Origin of the sequence: Bradyrhizobium brasilense, from assembly GCF_029714345.1 — a bacterium.
Lineage (GTDB): Bacteria > Pseudomonadota > Alphaproteobacteria > Rhizobiales > Xanthobacteraceae > Bradyrhizobium > Bradyrhizobium australafricanum.
Genome location: NZ_CP121669.1, coordinates 2190897 through 2204741, shown reverse-complemented (window position 1 = coordinate 2204741; position 13845 = coordinate 2190897). Strand labels below are relative to the sequence as shown.

Here is a 13845-nt window from a genome sequence, read left to right as displayed (position 1 = left end):
TCGCCACGGTCATGTGACGGAACCATCGTGCCCATACTGTCTTGCCCCGCTTCATGCGGGGCATCCAGTACGCCGCTGCCTATCGGCTGAGCACCGAAATCTCTGGAATACTGGATCGCCCGGTCGGAGCCGGGCGATGACAGCGAAGCCCTAGCTCACGCTGCGGACTTGCCCTCATAGGCCCGGCGCAGGGCTTCGATATCGAGCTTGATCATCCCGAGCACGGCCTGCATCACGCGCGCGGCGCCGGCGGCATCGGATCCGCCGAGATATTGACGGATCGCCGCCGGCACGATCTGCCAAGCGACGCCGTAGCGATCGCGCAGCCAGCCACACTGCTCGGCCGTGCCGCCGGCCGCGAGCAACGCGTCCCACAGGCGATCGACCTCGGCCTGGTCGACACAGTCGATTGCGAACGAGACCGCGTGGGTATGCTCCATCCTCATCCCGCCGTTCAGCGCCATGAAGCGCTGACCGGCGAGCGTGAATTCGACCAGCAGCACCGTGCCGGCCTTTCCGCCGGGGCTGTCGATGACGTTCTTCTGGACAGTCTCGATCCGCGAATTGGGCAGCAGCGAGACGTAGAGGTTCGCGGCCTCCTCGGCCTCGCCGTTGAACCACAGGCAGGGAGATACCTTGGACATGCTTGAGCTCCTCGTGATGGCAGGATGCGATCAGGCGGTCGCCGCGGCGGACTGCGCCTTCATCGCCGCCTCGACGTCCATCCACATCACTTCCCAGATGTGACCATCGGGATCCTCGAAGCTGCGGCCGTACATGAAGCCGTAATCCTGCTGCGGCGACGGATCGGCGTTGCCGCCCGCGCCCGTTGCCTTGGTGACATAGCCGTCGACGGCGTCGCGGCTGTCGGCGGACAGGCAGATCAGCACTTCGCTCGTGGTCTTGGTGTCGGCAATTTTCTTCGGAGTGAACTCGCGGAACTTGTCGTGCGTCAGCAGCATGACGTGAATCGTGTCCGAGATCACCATGCAGGAGGCGGTGTGGTCGGAAAATTGCGCGTTCTTGGTCGCGCCGATCGCCTCATAGAAGGCGGTCGCATGGGCGAGATTGCTGACCGGCAGGTTGACGAAGATCATTGTCGGCTTGGCCATGAAAGGCGCTCCTTTTCGCGGGGTTGTGCCCCGAGGACGAACCGCCTCGCCGCGTCCCGACATCACCGTTCCGATTTTTCTTGCGGCGTCCTGCCGCAGGGCGACGTCAGGTCACAATCGGTGTCGGCATAGTTAGGAATGCCCGCGTCACATGCCAGAACAGCTCCCGATTGGTGGCAAGCGCCACCGAATGGGCGGTGCCGGGCAGGATGACGAACTGGCGATCGCCGTTCGGCAGCTTGTTGAAGAACTCCTCGAGGTCCGGAACCGCGGCGATGCCGTCATATTCACCGCGGACCAGCAGCACCGGCGCCAGCACCCTCTCCGGATGCACGACCGGCAAATTGGCGGTCATGTCGAGATAGGTGCCGGTCGGGATCTGGTCGCCGAACTGCATCTCGACATCGGCCAGCAGCTCGACCACGGCGGGGTCCGACGTGCCGGGCCTGTCGCGGGTCGCGATCGAGCGGATCATGTCGCGGTCGCGCTTGCGCATGTTGTGGCTGCGGTAATAGGCGAGCTGCTCGGCGCGCTTTGCCAGCGTCGGCGAGCCCTCGCCCTTGTAGGTGAAGGCCGCGAACACCAGCCGGTCGATGCGCTCGGGCGCGGCCATCGCGAATGCGCCGGCCCGCAGCGCGCCCGAGGATTCGCCGACGAAGTGATATCGCCCCTGCCCGGTCTCGCGCGCGATCACCTCGACCGCGGCCTTCAGATCCGCGACGCCGCTTGCAATATCCGCATTGCCCGACGTGCGGCCGGACTTGCCGTAGTTCTCGTGGTCCATGGTCCAGCAATCGAAGCCGTAGCGGGCAAATGTGTTCAGCAGCGAATACTCGCCCTTGCCCGGCACCGTGAGGTCGAACACCCTTGATGTCACCGACGAGCCGTGCACGAAGAACACCACCGGCCGCGCCGGCTCGCCCGGCTTCGGCGCACCGATCCGCTTGCGGAACATCCACAAGGGGATGTCACCCTTCTTCGCCCAGTATTCGTTGCTCCATATTTCTCCTTCGGCAGGAACCGCGCTCGCGGCCTGCGCCCGCGCTTCGCCGAGCACGCCGGCGGCCGTTGCAATGCCGATGGCTTTGATCATGCTGCGCCGCGAATGGTCAGATGACATCATGGTTCGCTCCCCTCTGAACGATGGGGCTTCGTTCGGCCCCTGGGTTGCACGATGTTAGCATCCACAACCGTCATTGCGAGCGCAAGCGAAGCAATCCATCGCGCCGCTTGCCGGAGTATGGATTGCTTCGTCGCTACGCTCCTCGCAATGACAGCGAATGCGATGCACGATTTTGTGAATGCGGTTTCCGGCCAACGGCGCGGACGACGGGCGGACTTGGTCCTAGTCTCCGCAGCGATCCGACCGGAAAAATCCGGCGAGAAGCGGGAGCGAAGAATGAGCAGCAATCTCACCGACGATGAACTTGCCGCCTTGATGCCCTCCGAACTGTGCCAGCACCAGACGCCGATCCCGACCCAGATCGTCTCCAGCGACGAATTCTATCCCGACCCGCAGAATGAACGGCAGCGCGAGGTCGAGGCGCGGCTGCTCGCGATGGCCGACGATCTCGGCGGCAAGCAGGGCCTCGACCGCCGCAGATTCTTCCAGACCGCGGCCGGCATGGCCGCCTCCTTCGTCGCGATGAACCAGGTCTACGGGGAGCTGTTCGCCGTGACGCCGGCGGAGGCCGCGACGCCCGCGATGGCGCAGGAGCGCGCCAACTCCCTCAAAGACCAGTTCATCATGGACATGCACACGCATTTCCTGCGCGACGACACCCGCATCATGGGTTTTGTGGAAATGCGCAAGGCGGTCGGCAAGGCCGGCTGGAACAAGGAGCTCAGCGATCACGAGCAGACCATCGAGGATCTCAAGTTCGACAACTACAAGAAGGAGATGTTTCTCGATTCCGACACCAAGATCGCGCTGATCTCCTCGGCGCCGTCGGATATCGAGCAGGACTGGTTCCTGACCAACGAGCAGATGGCCGACGCGCGCAAGAAAATGAACGACGAGGCCGGCTCGCGGCGCGTGTTCTGCCACGCCATCTTCACGCCCGGGCAGCCCGGCTGGCTCGACAAGCTCGACGCCGCATTGGCGCTGAAGCCGGAATCCTGCAAGGGCTACACGATCGGCGACAACACTCACAAGGAGATCAGCCGCTACCCCTGGCGGCTCGACGACGAGAAGGTCGCCTACAAGGGTTATGAGAAGATGGTGAAGGCGGGCATCAAGAATGTCTGCGTCCACAAGGGGCTGTTCCCGCCAGGGATCGAGAAGCAGTATCCGAATCTGCGCGGCTTCGCCGACGTTGCCGATGTCGGCCGAGCCGCCAAGGACTGGCCGCAGCTCAACTTCATCATCTACCACTCGGCCTATCGCCATGTCGGCGGCGACCCGAAGGTCGCGCTCGCCGAATTCGAGCGCACCGGCCGCATCGCCTGGACCTCCGACCTCGCCGATATCCCGGCGCAGTACGGCGTCAACAATGTCTATGGCGACGTCGGGCAATTGTTCGCGACCACGCTGGTCGCCGAGCCCAATGTCTGCGCCGCGCTGATGGGTACCTTGATCAAGGGGCTCGGCGTCGACCACGTCTGCTGGGGTACCGATGCGCTGTGGACCGGCGCGCCGCAATGGCAGATCGAGGGCCTGCGGCGGCTGGAGATCCCCGAGATGATGCAGAAGAAGTTCGGCTACGCACCGCTCGGCCCCGCCGACGGGCCGGTCAAGACGGCGATCTTCGGCGACAACAACGCCCGACTCTACAACATCCAGCCGAAGCGCGCGATGCTCGACCTCAAGGGCGATCGATTTGCGATGATGAAGGCGCAGTATGAGAAGGCCGGCCCCGAACCGTCGAACACGCGTTACGGCTATGTCGTGCCGAACGGTGTGATCGATCACCGGGTGTTTGCGTAGGGGTTAGGCCCCGTCATTGCGAGCGCAGCGAAGCAATCCATATCTCCGCTCAGGGACAGATGGATTGCTTCGTCGCTTCAGCGCAAGGTTGCCTGCAATTTTGTCGCGAGCCCCTCGCAATGACGGAAAAGGTCATCGCCCCGTAAATCTCGGCTTGCGCTTCTCGCTGAACGCCCTGGCGCCTTCCTTGAGGTCGTCGCTGTCCTTGATGGCGTCGAGCTGCCGGCGCACCTCCGCGACCGTCTCCAGCGGCCCCTTCGGCATCGCGTCACGCGCGAGCTTCTTGAGCGCCTGCACCACCAGCGGCGCGTTGCCCGCGATCTTGGCCGCCAGTTCCTGTGCCGCCGCAAGGTGCTGCCCCGGTGGCGTGATGCGGTTGACGAAGCCGATCTGGTAGGCCCGCTCGGCCGATAGCTCCTCGCCGACGAGCAGGAACTCCATCGCGATCTTGTGCGGCATGCGCGCCAGCACCGAGGAGACGCCGCCGCCAGTGGTGCCGATCTTGGCTTCCGGATAGACGAACCGCGTCGTCTCCGAGGCGACGCAGATGTCGGCCATCTGCACCAGAACGAAACCGCCGCCCACCACCCAGCCCGACGTCGCTGCGATCACCGGCTTGTCGAGCTCGACACCGAGCCCGGGCACCGCCTGCCACATATTGGCGGGGAAATCCCTGACGTCGGCGCCGACACAGAAATACTTCTCCTCGGCCGAGGCCAGCACCGCGACGCGGTCGTCGCTGTCACGAAAGCTCCGCCAGGCTTGCTGCAACTCGTCGCACAGCGCGTTGTTGAGCGCGTTGTGCGAGGAGACGCGGTCCATCGTGATGGTCGCGATGTGGTCGGCGCTCTCGTAACGCACGAGCGTCATGCTGGCCTCCTCCCCTGGACTGTCATTCCGGGGCAAGCGAAGCGTGAACCCGGAATCTCGACGCAAATGTCGCGGCTATTTCTTCTCGTCGGGATGGCGGTGCACCGGGTCGACCCACAGCACGGTCTCCGGCTTCTCGATCGGCTCGATGTCGAGGTTGATCGCGACCGCCTCGCCGTCGGAGCGCACCAGCACGCATTCCAGCACCTCGTCGCGGCTGGCATTGATCTCCTGATGCGGCACGTAGGGCGGCACGAAGATGAAATCGCCGGGGCCGGCCTCGGCGGTGAACTGCAGCTTCTCGCCCCAGCGCATCCGCGCCTTGCCCTTGACGACATAGATGATGCTTTCGAGATGGCCGTGATGATGCGCGCCGGTCTTGGCGTCCGGCTTGATGCTGACGGTGCCCGCCCACAATTTCTGCGCGCCGACCCGGGCAAAATTGATCGCGGCCTTGCGGTCCATGCCGGCGGTCGACGGCACATTCGGATCGAGCTGGTTGCCGGGAATCACGCGGACGCCGTCGTGCTTCCAGCGCTCGTCGTCGTGATGGTGATGGTCGTGGGAATGGGTGTGATCGTGGGAACCGCTCATCATTCTTGCTTTCGTTGGCCTGATTTCGTGCGTGGAACGCTAGCGAAAAGCAGCCGCGCAGGCGAGCGGAAAATCGGAACCTCGCCAAATCGGAACATCGCCATGTTCCGGCGCGTTACCTCAGCGTATTCCGAAGGAGTAATTTCATGGGTAGCACGACCGATAGGATCAAAGGCACGACCAACGAGGCGATCGGCAGGTTCAAGCGGCGTCTCGGCAAGGTCACCGGCTCTCCGGCTCTGCAGGGCAGAGGCGCGATCCTGGAGGCCAAGGGCAAGGGACAGAAGGCACTCGGCGGCATCAAGAGGATCGTCGGTAGGGTGACCTCAGCGGCTCACTGGCCTCGCTGAACGAGAGATGACACGGCCGCCCCATCGAGCCGGCCGATCGATCATGAACGACGCTGCTCAGCCGCGCGGGCGCGGATGTGCTAGCACATCCGGGTTCACGACATTGGTCGGCGTACCCGCCGCGTACGCCAATATCTGGTCGAAAATGTCGGTGAACTGGATCTCGTACTCATCGCGCGAGACGTAGCCGAGATGCGGCGTGCAGACCACATTCTCCATGTTGAGCAGCGGGTCCGCGGTGTCGCGCAGCGGCTCCTTCTCGTAGACGTCGATCGCGGCCATGCCGGGCCGGCCGGCACGCAGCGCATTGACCAGCGCGCCGGGCTCGATCAGCGGCGCGCGGCTTGTGTTGACGATCAGCGCGGTCTGTTTCATTTGCGCGAGATCTGCCGCCGTGACGATGCCGCGCGTCGCGTCCACCAGCCGCATATGCAACGACAGCACGTCGCAGCGGGCAAAGAAATCCGCCTTGCTGGCTGATGTCTCATAGCCGTCGGCACGCGCCTTCGCCATCGCCGGCTCGCGCGCCCAGACCAGCACGTTCATGCCGAACGCCTTGCCATAGCCCGCGACCACGGCGCCGATGCGGCCGTAGCCATAGATGCCGAGCGTCTTGCCGCGCAGCGTATGACCGACGCCGATCTGCCACTTGCCCGCCTTGAGTGCCGCCATCTGTTGCGGGATCGCGCGCATCGCCGCGAGGATCATGCCCCAGGTGAACTCGGCGGTGGCGTAGGACGGCGTATCGGCATGCTGACTCGACGACACGATGATGCCGAGCCGCGTGCAGGTGTCGATGTCGATGTGCGGATAGACGCTGCGCTGGCTGATCAGCTTCAGCTTCGGCAGACGTTCGAGCAGCGGCGTGCGGATCTGGGTTCGCTCGCGGATCAGGACCAGCGCCTCGGTATCGCGCAGCCGCTCGGCGAGCGCATCGACGTCCTGGACGTGATCGTTCCAGATCTTGACGTCATACCCGTTGAGCTTGCGGTAGCAATCGAGGGTGCGCAGCGTGTCGAAATAATCGTCGAGGATCGAGATCTTCATCGCTGCGCCCTTGTTGTTGTGGGCCGGTTACTTGACGCCCATCGGCTTATTTGACGCCAAGCAGTTCGACGTCGAACATCAGCGTGGCGTTCGGCGGGATCACGCCGCCGGCGCCGCGCGCGCCGTAGCCGAGGTTCGGCGGGATGATCAGGGTGCGCTTGCCGCCGACCTTCATGGTGGCGACGCCTTCGTCCCAGCCCTTGATCACGTGACCCTGGCCGATCGGAAACTCGAACGGCTCGTTGCGGTCGACCGAGGAGTCGAATTTCTTGCCCTTCTGGCCGTTCTCGTAGAGCCAGCCGGTGTAGTGCATGACGCAGGTCTGGCCGGTCTTCGGCGAGGCGCCGGTGCCGACCTTGCTGTCGATGATCTGGAGGCCTGAAGCTGTGGTCATGGGCTTTCCTGCAGTTTGGGCCGTTGCCGTCCCGCTGACAACGGACGTGGAGACTGCCGCCGCAAGGCCGGCAAATGCAGTCTTGATGATCGTGCGTCGGGAAGATCGCATCTTGCACCTCTCGTGAAGGACGGCCGTCTCTAGCCCAGTGCGGGTCGAATCCCTAGCCATTTTTCAGTGACCGGCCATGCCGCCGTCGCGGTCCAGCGCAAAATCACCGATCAATGGCGACGACGCGCCCGCGATGAGATCACCGATCAGTTGCGCCGCCAGATATGAGTAGGTGATGCCGGTGACGGGCTTCCGCGGGGCAGGACTAGCACCATCCCCGCGACAACACCTTGTTTCCGGCGGCCCCTGATCGCCCGCGACAATCAGTAGCCGAGCGCGCAGCCGTCCTTGCGCGGATCGGAGCCGCCGGTCAGCGTCCCCTTGTCCCAATCGATCCAGATGCCCTGCCCACCGCCGAGCGGCGCGACCACGCTGGTGGTCTTGTGACCGATCTTCTTCAGGCCTTCGACGATCTCCGCCGGTACGCTGTCCTCGAGCTGGTAGACGCCTTCGTAGTGCAGGCCGCGCGGCATATCGATGGCTTCCTGGATGTCGCAGCCATAGTCGAGCATGTTGGTCAGCACACGGGTCTGGCCGACCGGCTGGTACTGCCCGCCCATCACGCCGTACGGCATCAGCGCACGGCCGTTCCTGGTGACCAGCGCCGGGATGATGGTGTGCAGCGGACGCTTGCCCGGTGCGATGCAATTCGGATGTCCGGGCTGGATGCGGAAGCCGCCGGCGCGGTTCTGCAGCAGGACGCCGGTCTTGTTGGAGACGATCGCCGAGCCGAACGAATGCGCGATCGAATTGATGAACGAGCAGACGTTGCGATCCTTGTCGACCACCGTGATGTAGACCGTCGACGGATTCATCGGCGGCGCGAGGTTCGGCAGTTCGAGCAGCCGGTCCATCCGGATGTTCTTGATGTGCTCTTCGGCGAATTCCCTGGCGAGGATGCCGGCAACGTCGACATGCACGTGCTGGGGATCGCCGATATGCTGCTCGCGCATCATGTAGGCGATGCGTGCCGCCTCGGCCTCGAGATGGAAGCGCTCGATGCTGAGCGGCTTGAACTTGGTCAGGTCGAAGCGCGACAGGATGTTGAGCATGACCAGCATGGTGATGCCGGGGCCGTTCGGCGGGCACTGCCAGACGTCGTAGCCCTTGTACATCGTGCCGATCGGCGAGGTCGCCTCGGTCGAGTGCGCGGCGAAATCCTCGAGCGTGTGCAGGCCGCCGATGCCGCGCAGCGTGTCGACCATGTCGGCGGCGATTTCGCCGCTATAGAAGGCGTCGCGGCCCTTTTGCGCGATCGCGCGCAGCGTCTTGCCGAGCTCGGGCTGGCGGATCACGTCGCCGGCAACCGCAGGCTTGCCGTGCGGCAACAGATAGCGCTCGGTGTTGGTGCCGTTCTTCAGCTTCTCGAAGCCGTTCTTCCAGTCGAAGGCGATACGCGGCGCGACCACGTAGCCCTCTTCGGCGGCCTTGATCGCGGGCTGCAGCAGCCGGTCGAAGCCGAACTTGCCGTGGTCCTTCAGGATCACGTCCCAGGCATCGACCGCGCCGGGAATGCTGACCGCATGTGCAGAGGTCAGCGGCACAGAATGGATCTTGCGCTCGAGATACCAGTCGGCGGTCGCCGCCATCGGCGCCCGGCCGCTGCCGTTATAGGCGGTGATCTTGCCTTCTCCCCGCGGCTGGATCAGCGCGAAGCAGTCGCCGCCGATGCCGGTCGATTGCGGCTCGATAACGCCGAGCAGCGCGCAGGCTGCAACCGCCGCGTCGGCGGCCGTGCCGCCCTCGCGCATCACCTCGATGGCCGCGAGCGCCGCTTCCGGATGCGACGTCGCCACCATCGCGTTCTGGGCGTGGACCGTGGAACGGCCGGCGAAATGGAAATTCCTCATAACGGAGTGCTCGCTTGATCGTGATGGTCTGATGCGGCTGCGGCGGATGATGCCAAGGGAGTACAAAGTACATGGCACACTCATCCCCGGCTGAGCAATGCCTGGCATGCCAGGGGAATTATCCCGACAATGCATGGCTTTGCGGGTTTCGCCGGCCTGGCCGGCCTGATAAACCCCGGCGATGCCCTTCAAGGTCGCCGCCTTCTACCAGTTCGCCGCGCTGCCCGACTTCCGTGCGCTGCGCGAGCCGCTGCGCACGTTCTGCGCCGGGCTCGATCTCAAGGGCAGCGTGCTGCTCGCCCATGAGGGCATCAACGGCACCATTGCCGGCACCGACCAAGGCATCGATGACTTCGTTGCGGAGCTCAGGCACGGAGCGCTGTTCGGCGGCCGCCTCGACAATCTCGAGCTGAAGTTCTCCGAAGCCGCGCAGATGCCATTCCAGCGGCTCAAGGTGCGGCTGAAGAAGGAGATCGTCACGCTCGGCGACACCACGGTCGATCCGACGCGGCAGGTCGGCACTTATGTCGATGCCGCCGCCTGGAACGAGCTGATCGCCGCGCCTGACATCATGGTGCTCGATACCCGCAACGCGTTCGAGGTCGCGATGGGCACGTTCGAAGGCGCGGTGGATCCCAGGATCGCGAGCTTTGGACAATTCAAGGAATTTGCGGCGCGAAACCTCGATCCGGCGAAACACCGCAGGATTGCGATGTTCTGCACCGGCGGCATCCGCTGCGAGAAGGCCAGCGCCTATCTGCTCGCGCAAGGTTTTGCCGAGGTCTATCACCTCAAGGGCGGCATCCTGAAATATCTCGAGGACACGCCGCAGCAGGACAGCCGCTGGCGCGGCGACTGTTTTGTGTTCGACGAGCGTGTTGCGCTCGGCCACGGCCTGCGCGAGCGTGCGGGTGCGCGTTCGAGCGACGCGGAGCGCGAGAGTGCCCCCTGCGAGGCTGCCGTCCATGAATGACACGGCCAAGCTGAGCGAGCGGATCGATGCGCTGGAGGTTCGCCTGACCTATCAGGACGAGGCCATCGAGACGCTGAACCAGACCATCACGGCACAATGGAAGCAGATCGACGCGCTGACGCGCCAGATCGCCGAGTTGCGCGACCGGCTTCAGGAGGCCGAACGCCAAGCGCCCGGCCCCGCCAACGAGCGCCCACCGCATTATTGATCGGTGCCGCCGGACCGCGGCAGCACCGGCTACATGTTGCTCACCTGACGCATCGGCTTCGCGCCGCTGAAGAACAGGCCGGACAACCGCTGCACCATCGCCGTGGCGCGGCTGCCTTCGAGACCAGGGCGAACGCACAGCAGGCGCTTCTGCACCGGAAGCTCCGGAAGATAATAGTCCTTCGCCGAGATCAGCGAAGACGGGATCATTCGCTCGGGGCACGCCGTCAGGCCGTATCCGGCCCGGGCGGCTTCCAGTCGCAGCTGATGGTTCGGGCTCCTGAACACGATCTTGTACGTGATGTTGTGCTTGGTGAGCGTCCGGATCATCCAGTCGTCACCGGGCCAGGCCAGGATCGGGATCGGGGCGCCCGGCCGCAGCACAAAATCGCGCGATCGCACCCACACCGACCGCTCGTCGGCTTCGGCCGCGATCGTCACCTCGTCTTCGTTCTCCTGCGAAGGATTGCTGTAGACGAACGCGATGTCGATGTAGCCGTCGATCAATCCCCTGATGACGGCCGGTGACATGTCGGCGTGCAGCAGAACGTCGGCGAGTGCATCGGAGGGATGCAGCTTCAGGAATTCCTCGGCGAGCATCGTGCTGATTCCCAGCCGCAACGGCTGGGGTCCTTCATGATTGCCGCCGAGCCGAAGCAGTTGATCGTTGGCTTCGAGGATGCGCCTCGCCTGCTGCACGGCGACCTTGCCGAGCTCGGTGGTCGTGGTGCCGTTTGCGGTTCTGACGAAGAGTGCGCCGCCAATCAGGCTTTGCAGGCGCTTGACCTGCGAACTGATCGCCGGCTGGCTGAGGCCGAGACGCTCCCCGGCTTTCGACAGGCTGCCTGTCTCCGCGATCGCAACGACGGTGCGAACGATTTCAGTAGGAATATTCAAATGCTGACGCGGTCTATGCATCGCGAGCCCTCCAGTCTCAGCACGGGACGCAATTCCAATCTCCACAGTATGTCATCAGGCTATACTAACATTTGGTTGCACTTTCGTTTAGCTACAATTACCCGACAAGGCACTGATATTGCAGGCCATATGTATTGTTACGTGCATTGCTCCGCATATCACGGTATCCAACAACTACATCTCCACACGCTGCAGCACCTCAACCGCACCACACCCCGGGTTTTTGCGGATATCGCATCAAATATTCTGATCGCCCCATAACGTTTCACTGACCCGATAAGTGTGAATTGCCGCCGCTGATTCGCGGAAGCGTTTTCATAGTTTTCCTTAATCAAAGCCTCGCAACGTGACGTCGTAGTTGGCGTTTCGAGGTGTGTTGCAATGACCAGGTTTTTTCGCTGCCGAAGCGGCGCGTCCGCCGTCGAATTCGCGCTGATGCTGCCGCTGTTTCTTGCCTTCATTTTCGGCATCATCGTCTTCGGCTCGTATCTCGCCATGGTGCATGGCGTTCAGCAACTCGCCGCCGAAGCGGCGCGGTCATCCATCGCGGGAATGACCGACACCGAACGCAACAGCCTCGCGACGAGCTACGTCACCGCCAACGCGTCGACCTATCCGTTGCTCGTCCCCAGCAATCTCACGGTCAATGCCGCGCCGTCTCCATCGAATGCCAACGTCTACGTCGTGACGGTCAACTACAACGCGGCCGGCAACTTTATCTACAAGCTGCCCTTCGTTCCCGCCCCGGCGAGCACCATCGTCCGCTCCGCGGCGATTCAGTACGGGGGATTCTAGGATGAGAGGCGTCCTCATGCTGATGCGGCGCTTCGGCGCCGACGAACGAGGAAACTTCGCGATGATCAGCGCCGGCCTGATGACGCTCCTGATCGGGTGCGCCGGGCTCGCCATCGATCTCGGCACAATCTTCGCCGACCGGCGCAAGACGCAGAGCACCGCCGATCTCGCCGCGATCGTCGCCGCCGCCAACCTGAACAATCCGGTCAACGCCGCCACCGCGACGGTGACGCAGAACAAGTACCCGGCCAGTGCGCTGGTCAAGGTCGAGACAGGAACCTACACCGCAAACAGCGCCATCGCGCCACAGGCCCGTTTCGTGACCCCGGCGGTCGGCACTCCCAACGCCGCGCGGGTCACGCTGAACACCCAGACCCCGCTCTACTTCGCGCGGTACCTCACCGGCGCGAGCAGCTTCACCATCAAGACAACCGCCACCGCGACATCGACCGAAATGGCCTCGTTCGCGATCGGGTCGAGGCTGCTCTCGGTCAACGGCGGCGCGCTCAATGCGCTGCTCGGCCCGATGCTCGGCACCACGCTGTCGCTCTCGGTGATGGACTACAATGCGCTGATCAGCGCGAAGATCGACGCACTGGACTTCCTGTCGGCACTGGCGACCCGGGTCAACCTGACCGGCGTCACCTATAGCGACCTGCTGAGCAGCAACATCAAGGTCGGCGACATCGTCGCGTCCGCGCTGACCACCCAGCAGATCACCAACGGCGCCAACGCGGCGACCACAGCGCTGTCGACGATCTCCCAGGCCGTCACCGGCTCCACCACCAAGATTTCGCCCGGCACGCTGGTCGACCTCGGTCCCTTCGCCAATCTCACGGTGGGACAGAAACCCAAGGTCGGCGCCAGCGTTTCGGTGTTCGACCTGATTTCCACGGTGGCCCAGATCGCCAACGGCAACCATCAGATCGCGACCTCGATCAATCTCGGCCTGCCCGGCATCGCCAACGTCTCCGTGATCGCAACGATCGGCGAGCGCCCGGTCGGCTCGAGCTGGATCGCGATCGGCACCCAGGGTGTGAGCGTCCACACCGCGCAGACCAGGATCCTGGCGACGATCAATGTGCTCGGCTCCGGCACCGTGTCTGCGATCAATCTCCCGGTCTATGTCGAGGTCGCCTCGGGCACCGCGACACTCAACGCGGTGTCCTGCGGCCACCCCAACATCAACACCTCGCAGGTCACGATCGGCGTGACGCCGGGGATCGTCGATGCATGGATCGGCAACGTCACGGTCGCCGACATGACCAACTTCACGACCAAGCCCAATCCGCCGCCGGCGACGCTGGTCAACCTTGGTCTCGCCACCGTCACCGGCCTCGCCCATGCCGGCATGGGCAACACCACGCCGACCAACGTCAATTTCAGTTACAGCGACATCCAGTCGGGCACCAAGAAGACGGTGACGACGACCAACTTCCTTTCATCGCTGACAGGAAGTCTGCTCGGCGACCTCTCGCTGACCATCAATCTCGGCCCGCTCGGGCTGCCGATCCCGGGATTGGGGGCGCTCGTCATGAGCATCCTGAACGGCGTGACGAGTTCAGTCGATCAGGTGCTGGCCTCGCTGCTCGCGACGCTCGGCATCGGGCTCGGCCAGGTCGACGTTTGGGTGCTGGGCATCCGCTGCGATGGCGCCGTGCTGGTGAACTAGAGCATGATCCGGAAACGCGCGAAGCG

General features: G+C 63.9%; 15 protein-coding genes. 6 read left to right on the top strand and 9 right to left on the bottom strand.

Annotation, left to right across the window (positions count from 1 at the left end):
• Positions 1 to 155: 155 nt before the first annotated feature.
• From QA635_RS10165 to QA635_RS10155, 3 genes are all read right to left on the bottom strand, one after another.
• On the bottom strand, positions 156 to 644 hold the full coding sequence (locus QA635_RS10165; RefSeq protein WP_283068653.1) for a VOC family protein: 489 nt from the start codon (positions 642 to 644) through the stop codon (positions 156 to 158).
• Between the two features lie 30 nt (positions 645 to 674).
• Positions 675 to 1112 carry a VOC family protein gene (locus QA635_RS10160; RefSeq protein WP_283068652.1) on the bottom strand — a complete coding sequence of 146 codons (438 nt, stop codon included), beginning with the start codon at positions 1110 to 1112 and terminating at the stop codon, positions 675 to 677.
• Between the two features lie 106 nt (positions 1113 to 1218).
• Positions 1219 to 2235 carry an alpha/beta hydrolase gene (locus QA635_RS10155; RefSeq protein WP_283068651.1) on the bottom strand — a complete coding sequence of 339 codons (1017 nt, stop codon included), beginning with the start codon at positions 2233 to 2235 and terminating at the stop codon, positions 1219 to 1221.
• Between the two features lie 276 nt (positions 2236 to 2511).
• Between QA635_RS10155 and QA635_RS10150 the strand changes: the two genes are divergently transcribed.
• Positions 2512 to 4038, top strand: a complete 1527-nt coding sequence (locus QA635_RS10150; RefSeq protein ID WP_283068650.1) for an amidohydrolase family protein — start codon at positions 2512 to 2514, stop codon at positions 4036 to 4038.
• 132 nt (positions 4039 to 4170) lie between these two features.
• Here QA635_RS10150 and QA635_RS10145 read toward each other — a convergent pair whose 3' ends face one another.
• Both QA635_RS10145 and QA635_RS10140 read right to left on the bottom strand, forming a co-directional pair.
• Positions 4171 to 4908: an enoyl-CoA hydratase/isomerase family protein gene (locus QA635_RS10145; RefSeq protein WP_283068649.1), complete on the bottom strand. Its 738-nt coding sequence runs from the start codon at positions 4906 to 4908 to the stop codon at positions 4171 to 4173.
• Between the two features lie 75 nt (positions 4909 to 4983).
• Positions 4984 to 5502, bottom strand: a complete 519-nt coding sequence (locus QA635_RS10140) for a cupin domain-containing protein (protein WP_028338582.1) — start codon at positions 5500 to 5502, stop codon at positions 4984 to 4986.
• A 146-nt stretch (positions 5503 to 5648) separates the two neighbouring features.
• Between QA635_RS10140 and QA635_RS10135 the strand changes: the two genes are divergently transcribed.
• Positions 5649 to 5852: a CsbD family protein gene (locus QA635_RS10135; protein WP_283068648.1), complete on the top strand. Its 204-nt coding sequence runs from the start codon at positions 5649 to 5651 to the stop codon at positions 5850 to 5852.
• Between the two features lie 57 nt (positions 5853 to 5909).
• Here the strand turns inward: QA635_RS10135 and QA635_RS10130 are convergent, their stop codons facing one another.
• The 3 genes from QA635_RS10130 to ggt all read right to left on the bottom strand — a co-directional run bounded on the left by QA635_RS10130 (position 5910) and on the right by ggt (position 9254).
• Positions 5910 to 6899 carry a D-2-hydroxyacid dehydrogenase family protein gene (locus QA635_RS10130; protein WP_283068647.1) on the bottom strand — a complete coding sequence of 330 codons (990 nt, stop codon included), beginning with the start codon at positions 6897 to 6899 and terminating at the stop codon, positions 5910 to 5912.
• Positions 6900 to 6945: 46 nt separating this feature from the next.
• Entirely contained in the window at positions 6946 to 7404 is a 459-nt protein-coding gene (locus tag QA635_RS10125; protein WP_028333243.1) for an FKBP-type peptidyl-prolyl cis-trans isomerase, read from the bottom strand.
• Between the two features lie 263 nt (positions 7405 to 7667).
• Positions 7668 to 9254: a gamma-glutamyltransferase gene (gene ggt, locus QA635_RS10120; protein ID WP_283068644.1), complete on the bottom strand. Its 1587-nt coding sequence runs from the start codon at positions 9252 to 9254 to the stop codon at positions 7668 to 7670.
• Between the two features lie 181 nt (positions 9255 to 9435).
• On the opposite strand from ggt, the gene trhO reads away from it, so the two are divergent.
• Together trhO and QA635_RS10110 are read left to right on the top strand one after the other, a co-directional pair.
• A complete protein-coding gene (gene trhO, locus QA635_RS10115) occupies positions 9436 to 10227 on the top strand; it encodes an oxygen-dependent tRNA uridine(34) hydroxylase TrhO (RefSeq protein ID WP_283068642.1) in 792 nt (263 codons plus the stop codon).
• Positions 10220 to 10435 (top strand): SlyX family protein, encoded by a 216-nt coding sequence (locus tag QA635_RS10110; protein WP_028333247.1) that lies wholly within the window; start codon positions 10220 to 10222, stop codon positions 10433 to 10435. Before trhO ends, QA635_RS10110 begins: the two co-directional genes overlap by 8 nt.
• 29 nt (positions 10436 to 10464) lie before the next feature.
• Here QA635_RS10110 and QA635_RS10105 read toward each other — a convergent pair whose 3' ends face one another.
• Entirely contained in the window at positions 10465 to 11352 is an 888-nt protein-coding gene (locus tag QA635_RS10105) for a LysR family transcriptional regulator (RefSeq protein ID WP_283068640.1), read from the bottom strand.
• Between the two features lie 381 nt (positions 11353 to 11733).
• Here QA635_RS10105 and QA635_RS10100 point away from each other — a divergent pair, with 381 nt between their 5' ends.
• Together QA635_RS10100 and QA635_RS10095 are read left to right on the top strand one after the other, a co-directional pair.
• Complete coding sequence (locus QA635_RS10100; protein WP_283068639.1) at positions 11734 to 12147, top strand: TadE/TadG family type IV pilus assembly protein; 414 nt, start codon at positions 11734 to 11736, stop codon at positions 12145 to 12147.
• Position 12148: 1 nt separating this feature from the next.
• Positions 12149 to 13819, top strand: a complete 1671-nt coding sequence (locus tag QA635_RS10095; protein ID WP_283068638.1) for a pilus assembly protein TadG-related protein — start codon at positions 12149 to 12151, stop codon at positions 13817 to 13819.
• Positions 13820 to 13845: the final 26 nt, after the last annotated feature.